Here is a 15,441-nt window from a genome sequence, read left to right as displayed (position 1 = left end):
CCTTCGATACGCTCGTCGGATGACGACGATCGCGCCCATCACGCCCGACGACTTCGACGAGTGGTTCGCACTCTGGAACGGATACCTGACGTTCTACGAGTCGACGCTCGACGACGAGACGACGGCGGCCACGTTCGCGCGCCTGGTCGACCCGGCATCCGGCATCCACGGCGTGCTGGCCCGCGACGACGACGGCACGGCGATCGGCCTGGTGCACTGGCTGACGCATCCGGCCACGTGGACGGCGACGGACTACTGCTATCTCGAGGACCTGTTCGTCGCGCCGGATGCCCGCGGCACCGGCGCCGGCAGGCTGCTGATCGAGCACGTCCGGGACTGGGCCGAGCAGAACGGCTCCGCCAAGGTGTACTGGCTCACCGCCGAGTCGAACACGACGGCACGGGCGCTCTACGATCGCGTCGCCACGCGCTCTGGCATGATCCACTACCAGATCAAGACTGCTTGAGACCGACGTGACGACACCGGACCTCGTCCTCGATCTCTCCGCGCTCCCTCTGAGCGAAGGACTGCGCCGCCTCGTCGCCGACGAGAAGGAGGAGTTCGAGACCGTCCTCGGGCGAAACCTGGTGATCCGCAGGGCGCGGCCTGGTGAGGATGCCTGGGTGATCGACCCCTCAGCGGACGCCGCGCCGAGGCTGCACTGGGATGCGCCCGGCCGGTTGGTCTCGGTCGCTGCGACGGAAGCGGAATTCGTCGCCACGCTGAACGCCGTGCACAGCCTGGTCGGTCGTGACCTCGCGGAGGTCGTCGTCGAGCCCGTGGTCTCGGCCGAGGAGGCCATCGCGCTCGTGCGCAAAGAGGTCGCGAACACCTATCCGTACTTCGGTCTCCGCGGACTCGACTGGGACGCGATCTGCGCGCGGCACCTCGGCGAAACGCCCGCTGTCGAGGACTTCACCGACTTCGCCGCCGCATGGCTGGCGGAACTCGGAGATGCCCACACCGGCATCAAGACCCGCGGGCCGGGTGCTTTCAACCCTCCCTATCGCGGTTCGCTCGACGCCGACGGCGTGCACCTGAGCGACGTTCCGGCGGGAAGCGCCGCGTGGCTCGCCGGTGTGCGCCCCGGGTGGACCGTGGAGATAGAGAACGCTGAGCACTTCATCCGGACGGTCGGTGCATCGCCGCAGCAGCTGTCGCAGGTGCGCGCGCGGCGCGCACTCGCGTTCACGGGCGAAGAGCGCACATTCCTCGCACGTGGCCCTTCGGGGCAGACGGCCGGCTGGGTCGAACAAACTGTGCCGCCGACCGTGGACGGCATGGTGCAGGTCGCGCGCGGGCCGGACGGCGATCTCCGCGTGCGCGTCCGCGCCTTCGACGCCCGCGTCGACCTCCACGCGGCATTCGACGACGTCTTCGCTCGCGCGCAGGCATCCGATCACCTGACGCTCGACCTGCGCGGCAATCCCGGTGGATCCATCCTGCTCGCCACGGATCTGCGGGACCGATTCCTGCGGGAGCGCACGGCGATCGGCAGCTTCGCCTTCACCGACGGCCGTGGAGGGCTGGGGCCCCAGCGGGAGCGGTGGGCTGAGCCCAGCTCGAGATCACGGTGGCCCGGCACCCTGGACATCCTGATCGATGCGATGACGTACTCCGCGAGCGAGGACTTCATCCTCGGGCTGCAGGGCCTGGAGCACGTCACCGTGACCGGCTCGCCGACCGGCGGTGGCTCTGGGCGGCCGCGCCGGATCCCCCTGCTCCCCGGAATCGACCTCGCGGTCAGCACAGCCATCACGTACGACCGGTACGGCCATCCCGTGGAGTTCCGCGGCATACGGCCGGATGAGGGTCGGGGCTGACACATGCCCGCTCCGAACGGCTTCTCGTACAGCGTCCGCGGTGAAGACGTCGTGATCACGCATCACGGCAGGACGGCGACGGTGCTGCGCGGGATGCGCGCCGCCGAGTTCCTCGACGAGGTCGAAGGCGGGGATCCGCAGTTGCTGATGGCCCGGGTGACCGGGAACTATCGTCGCGGGAACGAGCGAACCGCGAGGCAGCATCCGCGCAATCAGCGCTGAGCGGCCTCTTCCGGGGCCGGCTTGTGGTGCCCCTCGTCGAAGTTCGGGCGGCGGCCGAACAGGCGGCCGACGCCGAGCACGATACCGACGACGATGAGGCCGACGACCATGCCGCCGACGGCGGAGATCGCGGTGTCGCCGATCCAGACGACGAAACCGCCGAGCGGGGCGAGAACCTCTTCGACGCCGTGCAGCAGGTCGGCCGGGAGATGGAACCCGACCTCGCCGAGGTTGACGATCACGAGGTGGCCGCCGACCCAGAGCATGGCGACGGTGCCGACCACGCTGATCACACGGAACACTGCGGGCATCGAGCGAACGATGCGGGTTCCGGTGTGCCGCACGCGGCGCACCGGGTTCTTGGCCATCTTCAGGCCGATGTCGTCGATCTTCACCAGCAGGGCGACGGCACCGTAGACCACGATCGTCATGACCAGGGCGATCACAGCGAGGATCGCCAGCGTCTGCCAGAAGCCCAGCCCCTTTTCGAGGCTGGCCAGCGAGATGAGCATGATCTCCGTCGACAGGATGAGGTCGGTGCGGATGGCGCCCCAGACCAGGCGTTTCTCGTCGCGGGCGCCCTCGTCCTCGTGGCCGTGCCCGAAGCCGAACCACTCGAGCACCTTCTCGGCGCCCTCGAAGCACAGGTACACACCGCCGACGATCAGCAGATAGGGCAGAACGGCGGGCGCGAATGCTGTGAGGACGAGCGCCACCGGGATGATGATCAGGAACTTGTTGCCCAGCGACCCGAGCGCGATGCGCCCGACCACGGGAAGCTCACGCGCGGGAGTCAGGCCCTGCACGTACTGCGGAGTGACGGCGGCGTCGTCGATCACCACTCCTGCGGCCTTGGCCGACGCCTTCATCGCGGCGCTCAGGATGTCGTCGACGACCGCCAGCAGACCAACCGACATGCATTCTCCCCGGGTTCTCGAGGGCCGTTGCGGCCCCTACGAAGGGTAGCGGCTGCTACCCGGCCACGAGCGCCGTTCCCGCCGGCGGTCCCCTGGCGTCTTCGGGTGGCCCAGGCGATGTGCGGCCTGAGGCGTGTCCGACAATGGTCGTGACCATGCGATCGCGGCGTGGATGAGGACTGCGGCCGGATGGACGATCGCGTGTTCGTCCTAGCGGGTGGCGAGGCCCCGCCACTGCCAGCTGGACGAGCCCCTGGAGCTGCGTGACCGCTCCCCAGATGGGCCATGCACGGCTCTCAAGCTGAGAGCTTGAAACCCGTCGGGGTGGTGATCAGCAGCCGCTGGCCGATCGTGCGCGGGTCTGTGACGACGTCCATGATTGCCGCGGCGGCGTTGTCCAACGGCAGAGTCGGGAGACCGGGCACTCTCGCTACTTCGCTGAGGTTCTTGATGGAAGCGCCCTGTGAGAGCGCGGGTGCCGCCTTGAGGTTGACCGGGTACACGATCGTCCAGTCGAGGCCGGAGCGCTGCAGGATCTGGTCGGCGGCGGCTTTGTCCCTGAGGAACTTGCTGAGCGCCGTCTTGTAGATCAGGCGTCCGAAGGCGGACGCTTTGCCGGCAGTGTCACCGGCGCCGAAGACCGAAACGAGGATCAGGCGGCGCACACCGGCCTGCTTCGTTGCAGTGATGATCCCGGGTAGGCGCTGCTGCATGAAGGAGCCATCGCTCATTTTGCCGGTGATCGACACCACGACGGCGTCTGCGCCTTTTGCAGCCTGCTCGAGGCTGACGACATCCTCTGCGGACCCAGCGACGACAGTCACACCTTCTCCCGTGGCGACAGCATCCGGGCGTCGGGCGAAAGCGACAACCTGGTGTCCTTCACTGGCGGCCTGGGCGGTGAGGCGGGAGCCGACATTGCCGGTGGCTCCGAGTACGACGATTCTCATTCTGAAGACTCTTTCTGGTTGATGGGCTGCAGGTCGGCGAGCGAGACGCCCAGTGCGCCTTCGAGCGCGGAGACGCAGAGGTCGATGACGTCGGCGCTGGCCACGTTGCCGCCGCCGACCGATTGGCGGGCGGCGTACTCGACGAACGCGAGCCACCCGCCGAGTGCCAGACGCGCCCGCGGGGAGTCCTGCACCTCGGTGTATCCAAGAAGCCATCGCACGTGCACTTCATGGTTCGCTTCCGCGAGCTCGCCGACGGCCGGAACGGTCGAAGCGGGGCTGTACAGCTCCCGCACCCCGCCGCGGCTCGCCTCGAAGAAATCGAGATAGGCGCCGAGCGCACGACGCAGGTTCGCCCTGGCGCTGAGTGCCGGGTCTGGTCTGGTCGCTTCCAGGAGCAGGTCGGACTCGCGGCGCAGCACGGCGTTCAGGAGCGCTTCCTTGCCGGGGAAGTAGTGGTACACGAGCGCCCGGGTGACCCGTGCGTCGGTTGCGATCGCCCGCATGGAAGCGCCCGCGATACCGTCCCGAGCGAAGTGCTCAGCCGCAATGCGGACAATCTGCTCAGATCGGTCCGCCGGGCTCATCCGATCATTGTTTGACATGTGACTAACAATGGCACTTCTATTGGTCACGTGTCAAACCACTCGAACGGGGAGTCCTGGCAACTGCCGCGCCCGTGGTGTCAGGGGCTTGCGCGGTCGGCAAGGGTGCGTAGGCGGCCTCTGTTGGTGGGATGCCAGTCTCGTCGCCTGTCCCACCAGGCCGGTCCGCGGATCTCGGGGACGCCGGCTCTGATGCGGATCTGCCAGTGCGACAGGTGCAGGGTGCGGTGGTGGTGCCAGCACAGTGCGACCCCGTTGTCGGTGTGCGTGGGGCCGCCGTGGGCGTGTTCTGTGGCGTGGTGGATCTCGCACCAGGTCGCTGGGATCGTGCACCCTGGCACGACGCATCCGCCGTCGCGGGCGATGATCGCCCGCCGCTGCAGCGCGTTGAAGATCCGCCCGGACGTGCCCAGACCGACGATCCGGCCGCGGTCATCGAACATCACCCGCTGGATGCCGCCGGCACACCCGGTCTGAGCAGCCACCCGCACCGGGACCGGCCCGTCGTCGGCACCATCCACGTGCGCGTACCCGGTGCCGGCGGCATAGTCAGCGGCGGTCACCGTGACCACAAGAGTCGGGGCGGCACCACCCAGGTCGGGCAACTCCCCGCCACGGGCGGCGACGGTCAGGATCGTCGCCAGCACGTCATGCAGCTTCTGCGCCCGGGTGCGATCATCCCCGTCATCCGTGCCGCCGTTCGGATTCCCGTCGGCCTCGGGGGTCTCCACGAAACAGACCCCAGCACCCACACGCGGGCTGAGCAGCGTGTCATTGAGCCGTGACCATTGCGCGTACACGTCCGGCAGCAGCCCACCCGAGACCGGGTAGACGCCGTCTCGGAGTCTCCCGAACCGGATGCCCCTGTTGCGGGATGCCCGCTCATCATCCGGCTCGGCCCCATCCGGGTCCAGCACCGCCACCACCGCCCGGGAGAAATCCGCCACCTCTCCCGGCGACGGCACAGGCACCCGCCCGACCTCGATGCCAGTATCCGGATGCAGCACAACCCCGGTCGCGTACGCGGCGACCAGTCGGTCCGCAGCCACCCGCTGCTCCTCACCGATCCGGGTGCGGGAGTGCTCGACCGGATCCGCCGCAGCCAGCAGCCCACCCAACCCGACATCCCCCGCCAGCAGCGCCGCACGCAACCGGTCGTATTTCGCCGGCAGGAACGTCCCGTCCGTGATCCCCCGAGTCCGCGCCAGATATCCGGCGGCGCGGACCACCCGCGCCGCCTGCGCCGAGTCGATCCGGCACACCATCGAGAGCAGGTCGATCGGCCGCCGGCACCCGTGCCCGGTCGTCAGCCGCTCGTCCCGCAGCCCCTCCGACCGCTCCCGCACCTGCACCGCCGCCTCCACCAGCACGCCGTCCACACACCGCTGAATCCGCCCCGCGACCTCCAACAACCGCATCAGCTCAGCATCCGACAAGTCAGGAAGAACCTCCCCCTCGAACGCGTCAGTCAGCACCGAAGAAAGCTCTGTCACCAGAGCCTCCACCCGGTCCACCACGACGCTGTTCATACCCTCCATTCAACCGAGGGCCACCGACATTCGAACATACTTTCACACTAAACCTTAAACCCCAGATTGAACCAACTATTCGAACCCGCAAGATCGAGCACCGGGAAGCACTCGAAAGGGGCGAAGCCGCAGCAGCATCCGCCCCGTCTCGCTCGGAACGCCTGCCTTTGAACTGGACGCAATCGGAAGTGTCACCGTCGGCCACGCTGCCGCGACGCATGCCGCGAGGAGAATGTCCGTTCGCAGACTCACCGATGCCGACTGGGCCGGCGAGGCTTTCACCGCATGACGAGCGGTTCCGCCATCATCGCCGGAGGATGACGCCGATCTGGAACCCGTCCATGCTCTCCTCGATGCCCTCGATGCGTCCGAACACGGACAGTTCATCCAGGAGCGAGCCGCGGGTGAACCAGTGCACGTACCCCTGTCCGTCACTGAAAGTGTCGAGCGGTTCGAGTTCCGTGAACTCTGCGGCCGCCGCCCGATGAACCGGGTCGTCCCGCAGACTTTCGAGCGCCTCCGCCTCCGTTGGCACGAGGTGACTGGTCACGACCAGGCGTCCGCCCGGGCGAAGCACCGTTGCGACATCGTTCAGCAGACCGCGTCGGCGCTCCCGTCCCGGGATGTAACAGAAGTGCTTGACAGAGAGGACGAGGTCGAACGACGTCGGCGGAAACTCGATTCCTGCGCCTGCGACGACATCGAACTCCACAGTGCCTGCGTCGCGGTCGCGCGCGAACTGCCGCGCGGCATCGATCAGCGGCCTACTGACGTCGATGCCTGTGACCCGATTGCCCTGCAGAGCGAGCGGAACCGCCAGCCGCCCGGCCCCGCAACCGAGATCCAGGATGTCCCACCCGCGCGGGCGCAGACGCTCCAGTAGCGAAGACTCGAGCTCAGTCGGCCCCTGGAGGTGTTCCGCTGAATACAGCGAGATCTGTTCCGGCGCCTCGAACCAGGCGCGCGTCCGCGCGATCAACTGGTCGGCGTCGGCACTCACGAGCGCCCACGCTACACGTGCGCCGGCATTCGCGCCGCAAGCGCTCGACGCTCGGACTCGGGCTCACCCGTCACCCGTCCCACGCCGCGCGCACCGCGCCGAGCGCCTGTTCCAGAGTCAACCCGGCGGATGCCGCGACGAACGCCTGCGCGGCATCCCGAACCGTGTCCTCGTAGGCGTGCCCGGCGCGCACCCGGGTGCCGCGCGCGCGACTGGTCTCGATCAGCCCTTCTTCCTCGAGCGCCGCGTACGCCTTCGCGACGGTTCCGGCCGCGACGCGCAGATCGCCCGCCAGTTGCCGGATCGACGGCAGCCGCTGCCCGCCCGGAAGATCACCCGCACGGATGCCGTCGGCGAGCTGCGAACGGATCTGCTCGAAGGGCGCGATAGCGCCGGCCGGGTCGAGGGTGATCACCGCACCGGCTCCGGATTGAGCGATGCCCACTCCCCGACCGTGAATGCGGTCAGCGCGGCGAGGGTCACGCTGACGATGCTGAGGACCAGCGCGATGATGCCGCCCCACAGCAGCATGTTCCCGACCACGGTCCACACCGCAGGGGCCCCGACACCCGACGCCGAGACGCTCATCAGGGCACCCGCCGTCCACGCGATGCCGCCGAGCGAGAGCAGCACGGCACCGATCGAGAGCTTGAGCACGACAGACGCCGACGCCTGACGCCATTGCGCGTCGCTCTCCGCATCCTCCGGGCGGGGGAACACCGCCGTCGACCCGATCCGCTGCAGCGCCACGATCGTCGCGACGACGAGCAGAGCGAGCCCGATCAGCGCCGGCACGCCGTAGTACCACCCGGGGTACGGCGTCGCGATCGAGGAGTCGCCGGCGACCGTGAAGCCGATCGCCCGCGAACGCCCCTGGTCGTCATCCACGGCGGTGATGCCGCAGAACACGACCACGGCGACGAAGATCACGATGATCTCGATGCACGCGTGCAACCAGCCGCCCGGAATGCAGGACAGCCAGGATCGGTGCTCGAGTCGGGCTGAGCGCGGCTCACCCTCGGCGACCTCGACGCTGCGCGGTGGAGTCGCCGCGTACACCGCCAGTCCCGTTGCCGCCGACACCAGGGGCGTCACCGCGAGCGGCAGCCCGAGCAGCTCGGGCATCAGCAGACCGACAGCCGCGCCCATGACGAAGACGAGAAGGGCGACGACCACTGCGAAGAGCGACCGTCGGCGCGCCGCCGCGATGACCGGTGCGATGCGCTCCGGAAGGTCAGCCCGCCCGCGACGACGGACGATCAGCCACACGATCGCGACGATGATCGCGATGGTCATGACGATGAGGATGGTCCCCGGACCGCCCATGGCAGCCCCCCTTCGTGTACTGATCTGTTGATACAACACCATGGCGCACGGTGTATCAATCTGTCAATACACGCCTCCGAGCGAGCCGCGCTGAACTGGCTCGCGGTTCAGCGTCCCGGCCCAAACTCTTCCGGATCGCTCGTCGGCAGCCGGCAGACGAAGTCGCGACAGTCGTACGCGACACCCTCCACGGCGCCCTTGTCCAGGAACAGCTCGAATCCGGCATCCGCGAATGCGCGCGCCTGCGCCGGAGAGACGACGGCGACGACGTCGGCATCCGATCTGCGCGCCGCCTCGGCGAGCGCGTCGGAGCCGCCGACCACGACGATCTGCCGCGGCACCGACGCCAGCGCCGCGGCGACGCGCAGCAGCGCTCCGTACCCGAACGGATGCTCCAGCGCTCGCGCCGCGAGCCCTGAGACGAACTCGCTCGCGCGATCGAGATACAACGATCCCGCTCCCAGCCGCCACGCGGCGAGGGATGCCGCGGCAAGCGCCGCAGTGGCCGAGGGCAGATCCCCATCGCTGTCATCCCCTGCCACCGGGATCTCCTGCGCGACGAGCACCGGGTCGGCCACGATGGGCGCGTCCAACACCTCCAGGGCGGCCGTGGCCCAGGTCGCTTCGCCGGTCGCGAGCGCGAGTGCGAACAGCCCATCGGCGAGCAGACCGGCATCCGCCGTCGTGGCCACGGCGGCCGAGGCGACGCCGTCCAGCGAGGAGCGCACGAGCCGGCCCTCCGCCGAGCGGTTCGTCGCCAGCACGAAGTGCGCAGCATCCTCAGCCGCGCGCACCCAAGAGGGTTCACCCAGCGCCGCCCCGGCGCGGGCGAGTGCGCCGATCGCGAGCCCGTTCCAGCCGCTGAGCACCTTGCCGTCGACGGCCGGGGGTTCGAGTCCCACCCGCGAGGCGACCGGCCGCTGGTAGTAGCCGCCCTCGTCGCGCTGCCCGTCGATCCACGACTCGGAGTCCTGCGCGGCGCCGAACCCGCCGCCGTCGCGCCGCAGCACCCCGAGCAGGAAGTCCGCGATGCCGCGCACCACGTCGACGCGTCCGGCGGCGAGCGCGACGTCCATCAGCTGAGCGTTGTCGGTCAGCATCCGCTCGTAGTGCGGCACGGTCCAGTCCCGCTGGGTCGCGTACCGGAAGAACCCGCCGTCCTCGTCGCGCAGCTCCGAACCCGCCATCGCGGTCAGTGCACGATCCACGACCTCGACCGGCCCGACCGCCTGCAGGAATCGCAGGGTCGTGGCGACGGGGAACTTCGGCGCACCGCCGAACCCGCCGTACACGCGGTCCTCCCGGCTCGCGACCTGCGCGGCAGCATCCGTCAGCTGCGCGGGCGTGGGCAGGGGCGACGGCTCGGCCACGATCTGCGAGAGAGCGGATGCCACGGCATCCGCCTGCTCGACCACCACGTCGCGGCGATCCCGCCAGGCCTCCTGCACGGCGGCGAGCACATCGCGGAACGACGGCATCCCGCCGCGGGCGACCGGCGGGAAGTAGGTGCCCGCGTGGAACGCGCGTCCGGAGGGCGTCGCGAACACGCTCAGCGGCCAGCCCAGGTTCTGCGTGAACGCGGATGCCGCGGCCATGTAGGCCGCGTCGACTTCGGGATGCTCCTCGCGATCGACCTTGATCGCGACGAAGCCGTCGTTGAGGACGGCGGCCGTGGCCGCGTCGGAGAACGATTCCCGCGCCATCACGTGGCACCAGTGACAGGTGGAGTAGCCGATCGAGATGAACACCGGCACATCACGGCGCCGAGCCTCGTCGAAGGCGTCCTGCCCCCAGGGATGCCAGTCCACAGGGTTGTCGGCGTGCGAACGCAGGTACGGGCTGAGGGTGCCGGCCAGGCGGTTGCTCATGCCCCCACGCTACGCCGCCGCCACTCCCCCTGTTCCGGTCTCACTCGGTGCGGGTGCGGATGCCCGAACACCCGCAACGAGTGAGACCGCAGCCGTGCTCAGTTCAGCTCGGAGGGGTGCGCGCTCACGCGACCCGAGCCGTCGCCGGGATCGATCGCGTCGATCGCGGCGATCTGGTCGCCGGTGAGCTCGAAGTCGAAGACGTCGATGTTCTCGCGCAGGCGCTCGGCATGCACCGACTTCGGGAAAACGATGTTGCCCTTCTGGAGGTGCCAGCGCAGCACCACCTGCGCGGGAGTCCTGCCTGTGGCTGCGGCGGCCTCGGCGACGGCGGGTGTGCCGAACAGGTCGTACTTGCCCTGACCGAGCGGGCCCCAGGCCTCGACCTGCACGCCGTGCGCTGCGGCCCAGTCGGTGACCTCGCGCTGCTGGTAGGCGGGGTGCAGCTCGATCTGGTCGACGGCCGGGGTCACGCCGGTGGCGTTCACGATGTCGTCGAGGTGCGGCACGAGGAAGTTCGAGACGCCGATGGAGGTCGCAAGGCCCTCATCGCGGATGCCGATCAGCTTCTCCCAGGCGTGCACGTGGTTGTTGCGGGCCGGGGTCGGCCAGTGCACCAGGTACAGGTCGACGTGGTCGAGGCCCAGTTTGTCGAGGCTCTCGGCGATCGCGGCATCCGGCTCGTCACCGTCGTGACGGTCGTTCCAGAGCTTGGTGGTGATGAACAGCTCGTCGCGCGGCACGCCACTCTTGGCGATTGCGGCGCCGACGCCCTCCTCGTTGCCGTAGATCGCGGCGGTGTCGATGTGCCGGTAGCCGATCTCGAGCGCCTCGGAGACGGCACGCTCGGTCTCGGCCGGGTCGACCTTGAAGACGCCGTAGCCGAGCTGCGGGATGTCGTAGCCATCGTTGAAAGAGCGAGTGGGGATGATCATGCGTCCAGCCTAGGGGCTTGTGATGACAGGTGACAGTGCCGAGAAGGCGCGGACCGCAAGGGGTGCGGGAGAGCCGTCGCCCTCGATGCCGGCGTCGCCGATCGCCCACTCCTCCAGCCCGATCCTGATCGACTCCGTTGCAGCGGCGGCGAGCAGGCGCGCATCGAACCGATCGCCCCCGCGCGCGAGCACGAGCTCGGTGAGCCGCAGTTCCGACTCGTGGTTCACGCGATCCCACACCGCGCGCAGCTCGCGGTCCTCCCCGAGTGCGCGCAGCAGCGGGCGCATGCCGGCAAGCGCCTCCCCTTCTTCCTCCGAGGACGATGTCAGCTGCGCGGCGATGATGCCGGGAATGGCGGATGCCAGATCGCCCGCCGCATCGGCGAACGCCGACTGCCAGCGGGCCGCTCCGATCTCGAGGATCGGGGCGACGGCATCCTCCTTCGTCGCGAAGTAGCGGTAGAAGGTGCGCAGCGAGACGCCCGCGGCCGCGGCGATCTCGGCTGCAGTGACGCCGGCGACCCCCTGGGCGGCGAACCTCCGGGCGGCGACCTGAGCGATCTCCCGCGCGGTCTGCGCCTTGCGTCTGCTCATGAGTCCTGGCGCAGCATCCATGATCCGAGAGTACGGGAATAACTTCCCTTTTCATGCGTTGAGTGACAATATGACACGTTGTGCCATTTAGGCATGACGAAGCGGATCCGGGTCGCCGGACCCGGAACCGATGAAGGGAACACCATGAACCGCTATGAAGGCCGCCGCGCACTCGTCACCGGAGGCGGATCGGGCATCGGCCAGGCGACCGTGCTGCGCATGCTCTCCGAGGGCGGCCACGTCGCCGCTGCCGACGTCAGCGCCGCCGGTCTCGCCGACACCGTCCGCAAGGCCGGCCCTGACGCCGAGCGCCTCACCGTCGTCGAGGTCAACATCGCCGACGAAGCATCGGTCAAGGCGGGCGTCGCCACCGCCGTCGAGGCCCTCGGCGGCCTGGACGTGCTGGTCAACGCAGCCGGCATCCTGCGCTCCTCGCACACCCACGAGACCACGCTGGACCAGTTCCAGCAGGTCATCCAGGTGAACCTGGTCGGCACCTTCCTGATGATCCGCGAAGCCATTCCCGCCCTGCTCGAGGGCAACGACTCGGCCGTCGTCAACTTCAGCTCGACCTCGGCGATGTTCGCGCACCCGTACATGGCCGCCTACGCGGCCAGCAAGGGCGGCGTGCAGTCGATGACGCACGCGCTCGCCGCCGAGTACGCCAAGCAGGGCATCCGCTTCACCGCCGTGCAGCCGGGCTCGATCTCGTCGGGGATGACCGACGGCTCCGGCCAGAGCAAGCAGAGCCAGGGCCCCGGCCTGCCCGAGGATGCCGACATGATGCTCTTCATGAAGCTGCAGCCGGCCATCGGTCAGGGCTTCGCCGGCCCCGAGTCGGTCGCGGGCGTCGTCGCGATGCTCGCAAGCGAGGACGGCAGGTTCATCACCGGCACCGAGGTGCGCATCGACGGCGGCACGCACTTCTGACCCGCTGACGCTGAACCCGCGGCATCCGCTCGACCCGAGCGAGCGGATGCCGCGTTCGCATGTGCGGACTCAGCGGAATCTCCTGCCCTCGTCGCGGCGGAACAGCACGAGCGCCAGCACCAGGAACACGACAGTCCAGAACAAGATGCCGGCCCAGGACCACCACGGCAGCTCGCCGCCCTGTACGGCCCAGATCACGAACTCGCGCGCCTGCCGTGAGGGGAAGAACTTCGAGAGGTTGTCAAGCCAGTCGGCGAACATGATCGGCGGCAGGAACAGCCCACCCGCGAAGGCCATCACGAACATGGCGATCTGCACGACCGCGATCGCGGCCTTCTGCGACATCGCGTAGCCGATGCAGATGCCTATGAACATGAAGGGCAGCGCCGCGAAGACGATCGCGAGCAGCCCTGCGATCACCCGAAGCGCGGAAGCCTCGGCGCTCGTGAAGAGCGCACCGATGAGGATGATCGGCAGCAGCGAGATCAACCCGAGCACTCCGGTCGAGAACACGTGCGCGAGCACCCGCACGATGCCGGGGGCGGGGAGGGTGCGCAGGTAGGGATCCCACGGCGTCGCCCGGTTCTCGGCGACCGTGAGCGCGAACGAGAACAGCCCGTTCACCATCACGGCGAACACGCTCATCGAGATGATCGCCTGCGTGGCGTACTCGGGGTTCTCAGCCACGGCAGTGCTCGGCACCACGAAGAAGAGCGTCGCCAGGGCGGGGAAGGCGAGAGAGCCGATCACCGCGATCGGCACCCGCAGGGTCTCGAGCAGGTTGTACTTCGCGTGCACGGCGGTCAGAGAGACGACGCTCATCGGACGCCTCCTTCCGCAGCAGCTTCCGGTTCGCGGGTCAGTGCCAGGAAGGCCTCCTCGAGGGTGGCTCCGCGCACGCTGAGTTCTGAGAAGTCGAGGCCGCTGCCGACCAGCCGTCGCACGAACGCGTCGGAGTCGTTCACCATGAGGGTCAGTTCGCCGTCGTCCGTCGCGGCCGGGGCGTCATCAGCGAGAGCGATCACGGCACCGGCATCCGCGGTCCGCAGCGTGACGCGCGACCTGGCGACTCTGCCGAGCACGCCCCGCAGCGTGTCGTCGGCCACGATGCGGCCCTGGTCGACGACGACCACTCGCTCGGCGAGCGCCTCGATCTCCTCCAGGTAGTGGCTGGTGACGACGACGGTCGCCCCCTCAGCGTGCCGGGCGCGGATCGCGTCCCAGAGCACCCGCCGTGCGTCGACATCGAGACCCGTCGACGGCTCGTCGAGCAGCACCAGCCGCGGTGCGCCGACGAATGCGAGCGCCACCGAGATGCGGCGGCGCTGCCCGCCGGACAGGCCACCGGTCTGGCGCTTCAGCAGATCCTCGAAGCCGAACTGCTCGGCCAGCTCGCCCGTGTCCACCCGCTCGGGGAAATGACTCCCGACGAAGTCGAGCACCTCACCGACCCTCAGCGTCTCGGGCAGCGCCGTCTCCTGCGGGGTGCTGCCCAGGCGCATCCGCGACGAAGGGTCACGCGGATCGCCGTCGAACAGGCTCACCGTGCCCGATGTCGGCCGACGCAGCCCCTGCAGCAGCGACAGCAGCGTGGACTTGCCCGCGCCGTTCGGCCCGAGCAGCCCGAGGATCTGCCCCTCGGGGATCTCGAGCGTGACGTCATCGACGGCGGTCAGGGCACCGAAGCGATGCGTGACGTGATCGAACGTTGCCAGTGTCATGTCGTTCCTCCCAGCAGGTCGCGCAGCTGCGCGGTGTAGTCCTCGAAGGCCCGACGGCCCCTCGTGGTGAGTGCGATGTAGGTGACGGGCGTGCGGCCTTTGTGCGTCTTCTCGACCGTGACGTAGTCGGCGTCCTCGAGCTTTCGCAGGTGCGTTGAGAGATTGCCCGCGGTCATGTCGAGCACCTCCTGCAGCCGAGGGAAGGTGATCTGATCGTCCTTCTCGAGCGTGGCGAGAGCGGCGACGATGCGCAGCCGCGCCTGGGCGTGGATGACGGGGTCGAGATCAGGCACGGCGCCCCTCCAGGCTCGCGACCCGACTGCGGGCGATATGCACCCACCACGCCGTCCAACCCGCCATCAGCAGGAACGCGCCACCCCCGGCGAACGCGAAGAGCAGGTAGTTTCCCGGCACCGGAAGCAGCGCTCCGATCGCACCGATCGCGACCGACCAGAGGCCGAGCGCGGCCATCGGATACGCCCGCCAGATCAGACCGGACATGATGTACATGATCCCGGCGAAGACGATGAAGGCGCTCGGGTAGTACACCGAGAGCAGCGCATCCGGCATCCCTCGCATCACCAGTGCCTGGCCGATCACGACGATCCCCGCGCTGCCCACCCACCAGGTGTTGCCGTAGACGATCCCGAGGATCGCGCTGTCGCGCGTGCCGCGCAGGCCACGACCGGAGCGGATGCCGAGCACCATCGAGACGAGACCGGCGGCGATCAGCAGCACGGCGAAGGCGACACCCGCCCAGACCGACGGCGTCGGATCCTGCGGATGATTGTTCGCATCGACCCAGAGCAGAAGGAAGCCGACGAGCCAGGCGATGCCCCAGGCGACCAGGATCCAGGGCACGAAACCCGCCATTCGCCCGGTGACCGTGCGCTGCTGGTCCTGCACCAGGGAGAGCATCTGCTCCGGCGAGAGGGCGACGTCCTCACCCTCGTCGTTGTCGTTGTCGCTGTTCATAAACAACTTTGTACGGCAAACTGATTTGCATGTCAAGGGCTGGAGA

18 protein-coding genes are annotated in these 15,441 nt (G+C 68.8%); 4 read left to right on the top strand and 14 right to left on the bottom strand.

Annotated features, from left to right (window positions below; genetic code table 11):
* The first annotated feature begins 19 nt into the window (after nt 1-19).
* The 3 genes from ACFVDO_RS18165 to ACFVDO_RS18155 are packed head-to-tail and all read left to right on the top strand — an operon-like array spanning nt 20 to nt 2,045.
* Nucleotides 20-466 carry a GNAT family N-acetyltransferase gene (locus tag ACFVDO_RS18165; RefSeq protein WP_378859022.1) on the top strand — a complete coding sequence of 149 codons (447 nt, stop codon included), beginning with the start codon at nt 20-22 and terminating at the stop codon, nt 464-466.
* A gap of 7 nt (nt 467-473) precedes the next feature.
* On the top strand, nt 474-1,823 hold the full coding sequence (locus ACFVDO_RS18160; protein ID WP_378859021.1) for a S41 family peptidase: 1,350 nt from the start codon (nt 474-476) through the stop codon (nt 1,821-1,823).
* A gap of 3 nt (nt 1,824-1,826) precedes the next feature.
* Nucleotides 1,827-2,045, top strand: a complete 219-nt coding sequence (locus ACFVDO_RS18155; RefSeq protein ID WP_378859020.1) for a hypothetical protein — start codon at nt 1,827-1,829, stop codon at nt 2,043-2,045.
* Here the strand turns inward: ACFVDO_RS18155 and ACFVDO_RS18150 are convergent.
* From ACFVDO_RS18150 to ACFVDO_RS18105, 10 genes are all read right to left on the bottom strand, one after another.
* The gene (locus ACFVDO_RS18150; RefSeq protein WP_378859019.1) at nt 2,036-2,962 is read right to left on the bottom strand and encodes a DUF808 domain-containing protein; all 927 of its coding nucleotides are present in this window, start codon (nt 2,960-2,962) and stop codon (nt 2,036-2,038) included. The two genes, ACFVDO_RS18155 and ACFVDO_RS18150, sit on opposite strands and share 10 nt — an antisense overlap.
* Nucleotides 2,963-3,258: 296 nt before the next feature.
* The gene (locus ACFVDO_RS18145) at nt 3,259-3,912 is read right to left on the bottom strand and encodes an NAD(P)-dependent oxidoreductase (protein WP_378859018.1); all 654 of its coding nucleotides are present in this window, start codon (nt 3,910-3,912) and stop codon (nt 3,259-3,261) included.
* Nucleotides 3,909-4,499 (bottom strand): TetR/AcrR family transcriptional regulator, encoded by a 591-nt coding sequence (locus ACFVDO_RS18140; protein ID WP_378859017.1) that lies wholly within the window; start codon nt 4,497-4,499, stop codon nt 3,909-3,911. Before ACFVDO_RS18140 ends, ACFVDO_RS18145 begins: the two co-directional genes overlap by 4 nt.
* Nucleotides 4,500-4,597: 98 nt before the next feature.
* Complete coding sequence (locus ACFVDO_RS18135; protein ID WP_378859016.1) at nt 4,598-6,046, bottom strand: DUF222 domain-containing protein; 1,449 nt, start codon at nt 6,044-6,046, stop codon at nt 4,598-4,600.
* 304 nt (nt 6,047-6,350) lie between these two features.
* A complete protein-coding gene (locus tag ACFVDO_RS18130) occupies nt 6,351-7,046 on the bottom strand; it encodes a class I SAM-dependent methyltransferase (protein WP_378859015.1) in 696 nt (231 codons plus the stop codon).
* A 70-nt stretch (nt 7,047-7,116) separates the two neighbouring features.
* Nucleotides 7,117-7,491 (bottom strand): GntR family transcriptional regulator, encoded by a 375-nt coding sequence (locus ACFVDO_RS18125; RefSeq protein WP_378859014.1) that lies wholly within the window; start codon nt 7,489-7,491, stop codon nt 7,117-7,119.
* Nucleotides 7,458-8,342, bottom strand: coding sequence for a hypothetical protein (locus ACFVDO_RS18120; protein ID WP_378859013.1), 885 nt, complete (start codon nt 8,340-8,342; stop codon nt 7,458-7,460). The genes ACFVDO_RS18125 and ACFVDO_RS18120 overlap by 34 nt, the downstream gene beginning before the upstream one ends.
* A 137-nt stretch (nt 8,343-8,479) precedes the next feature.
* On the bottom strand, nt 8,480-10,240 hold the full coding sequence (locus tag ACFVDO_RS18115; RefSeq protein WP_378859012.1) for a thioredoxin domain-containing protein: 1,761 nt from the start codon (nt 10,238-10,240) through the stop codon (nt 8,480-8,482).
* Nucleotides 10,241-10,338: 98 nt separating this feature from the next.
* A complete protein-coding gene (locus ACFVDO_RS18110) occupies nt 10,339-11,175 on the bottom strand; it encodes an aldo/keto reductase (RefSeq protein ID WP_378859011.1) in 837 nt (278 codons plus the stop codon).
* 9 nt (nt 11,176-11,184) lie between these two features.
* Nucleotides 11,185-11,769: a TetR/AcrR family transcriptional regulator gene (locus ACFVDO_RS18105; protein WP_378886875.1), complete on the bottom strand. Its 585-nt coding sequence runs from the start codon at nt 11,767-11,769 to the stop codon at nt 11,185-11,187.
* Between the two features lie 93 nt (nt 11,770-11,862).
* Between ACFVDO_RS18105 and ACFVDO_RS18100 the strand changes: the two genes are divergently transcribed.
* A complete protein-coding gene (locus ACFVDO_RS18100; RefSeq protein ID WP_378859009.1) occupies nt 11,863-12,699 on the top strand; it encodes an SDR family NAD(P)-dependent oxidoreductase in 837 nt (278 codons plus the stop codon).
* Nucleotides 12,700-12,768: 69 nt separating this feature from the next.
* Here ACFVDO_RS18100 and ACFVDO_RS18095 read toward each other — a convergent pair whose 3' ends face one another.
* Genes ACFVDO_RS18095 through ACFVDO_RS18080 form a run of 4 tightly spaced genes read right to left on the bottom strand, consistent with a single transcriptional unit; the run spans nt 12,769 to nt 15,395 of the window.
* Nucleotides 12,769-13,521 carry an ABC transporter permease gene (locus tag ACFVDO_RS18095; protein WP_378859834.1) on the bottom strand — a complete coding sequence of 251 codons (753 nt, stop codon included), beginning with the start codon at nt 13,519-13,521 and terminating at the stop codon, nt 12,769-12,771.
* On the bottom strand, nt 13,518-14,420 hold the full coding sequence (locus tag ACFVDO_RS18090; RefSeq protein ID WP_378859833.1) for an ABC transporter ATP-binding protein: 903 nt from the start codon (nt 14,418-14,420) through the stop codon (nt 13,518-13,520). Before ACFVDO_RS18090 ends, ACFVDO_RS18095 begins: the two co-directional genes overlap by 4 nt.
* A complete protein-coding gene (locus ACFVDO_RS18085; protein ID WP_378859832.1) occupies nt 14,417-14,713 on the bottom strand; it encodes a transcriptional regulator in 297 nt (98 codons plus the stop codon). Before ACFVDO_RS18085 ends, ACFVDO_RS18090 begins: the two co-directional genes overlap by 4 nt.
* Entirely contained in the window at nt 14,706-15,395 is a 690-nt protein-coding gene (locus ACFVDO_RS18080; protein ID WP_378859831.1) for a hypothetical protein, read from the bottom strand. Before ACFVDO_RS18080 ends, ACFVDO_RS18085 begins: the two co-directional genes overlap by 8 nt.
* Nucleotides 15,396-15,441: the final 46 nt, after the last annotated feature.

It is taken from the genome of Microbacterium sp. NPDC057741 (genome assembly GCF_042798735.1).
Classification (GTDB): domain Bacteria; phylum Actinomycetota; class Actinomycetes; order Actinomycetales; family Microbacteriaceae; genus Microbacterium.
Note: the sequence above shows the minus strand (reverse complement) of the source record. Positions and strands in the feature narration are given on the sequence as shown.

What these genes read in the sequence shown, in the direction of transcription:
- ACFVDO_RS18110 (WP_378859011.1), bottom strand. Translation starts at nt 11,175, where the DNA reads ATGATCATCCCCACTCGCTCTTTCAACGATGGCTACGACATCCCGCAG.
- ACFVDO_RS18090 (WP_378859833.1), bottom strand. Translation starts at nt 14,420, where the DNA reads ATGACACTGGCAACGTTCGATCACGTCACGCATCGCTTCGGTGCCCTG.
- ACFVDO_RS18155 (WP_378859020.1), top strand. Translation starts at nt 1,827, where the DNA reads ATGCCCGCTCCGAACGGCTTCTCGTACAGCGTCCGCGGTGAAGACGTC.
- ACFVDO_RS18100 (WP_378859009.1), top strand. Translation starts at nt 11,863, where the DNA reads ATGACGAAGCGGATCCGGGTCGCCGGACCCGGAACCGATGAAGGGAAC.
- ACFVDO_RS18080 (WP_378859831.1), bottom strand. Translation starts at nt 15,395, where the DNA reads ATGAACAGCGACAACGACAACGACGAGGGTGAGGACGTCGCCCTCTCG.
- ACFVDO_RS18145 (WP_378859018.1), bottom strand. Translation starts at nt 3,912, where the DNA reads ATGAGAATCGTCGTACTCGGAGCCACCGGCAATGTCGGCTCCCGCCTC.
- ACFVDO_RS18140 (WP_378859017.1), bottom strand. Translation starts at nt 4,499, where the DNA reads ATGAGCCCGGCGGACCGATCTGAGCAGATTGTCCGCATTGCGGCTGAG.
- ACFVDO_RS18105 (WP_378886875.1), bottom strand. Translation starts at nt 11,769, where the DNA reads ATGAGCAGACGCAAGGCGCAGACCGCGCGGGAGATCGCTCAGGTCGCC.
- ACFVDO_RS18120 (WP_378859013.1), bottom strand. Translation starts at nt 8,342, where the DNA reads ATGACCATCGCGATCATCGTCGCGATCGTGTGGCTGATCGTCCGTCGT.
- ACFVDO_RS18135 (WP_378859016.1), bottom strand. Translation starts at nt 6,046, where the DNA reads ATGAACAGCGTCGTGGTGGACCGGGTGGAGGCTCTGGTGACAGAGCTT.
- ACFVDO_RS18115 (WP_378859012.1), bottom strand. Translation starts at nt 10,240, where the DNA reads ATGAGCAACCGCCTGGCCGGCACCCTCAGCCCGTACCTGCGTTCGCAC.
- ACFVDO_RS18095 (WP_378859834.1), bottom strand. Translation starts at nt 13,521, where the DNA reads ATGAGCGTCGTCTCTCTGACCGCCGTGCACGCGAAGTACAACCTGCTC.
- ACFVDO_RS18165 (WP_378859022.1), top strand. Translation starts at nt 20, where the DNA reads ATGACGACGATCGCGCCCATCACGCCCGACGACTTCGACGAGTGGTTC.
- ACFVDO_RS18150 (WP_378859019.1), bottom strand. Translation starts at nt 2,962, where the DNA reads ATGTCGGTTGGTCTGCTGGCGGTCGTCGACGACATCCTGAGCGCCGCG.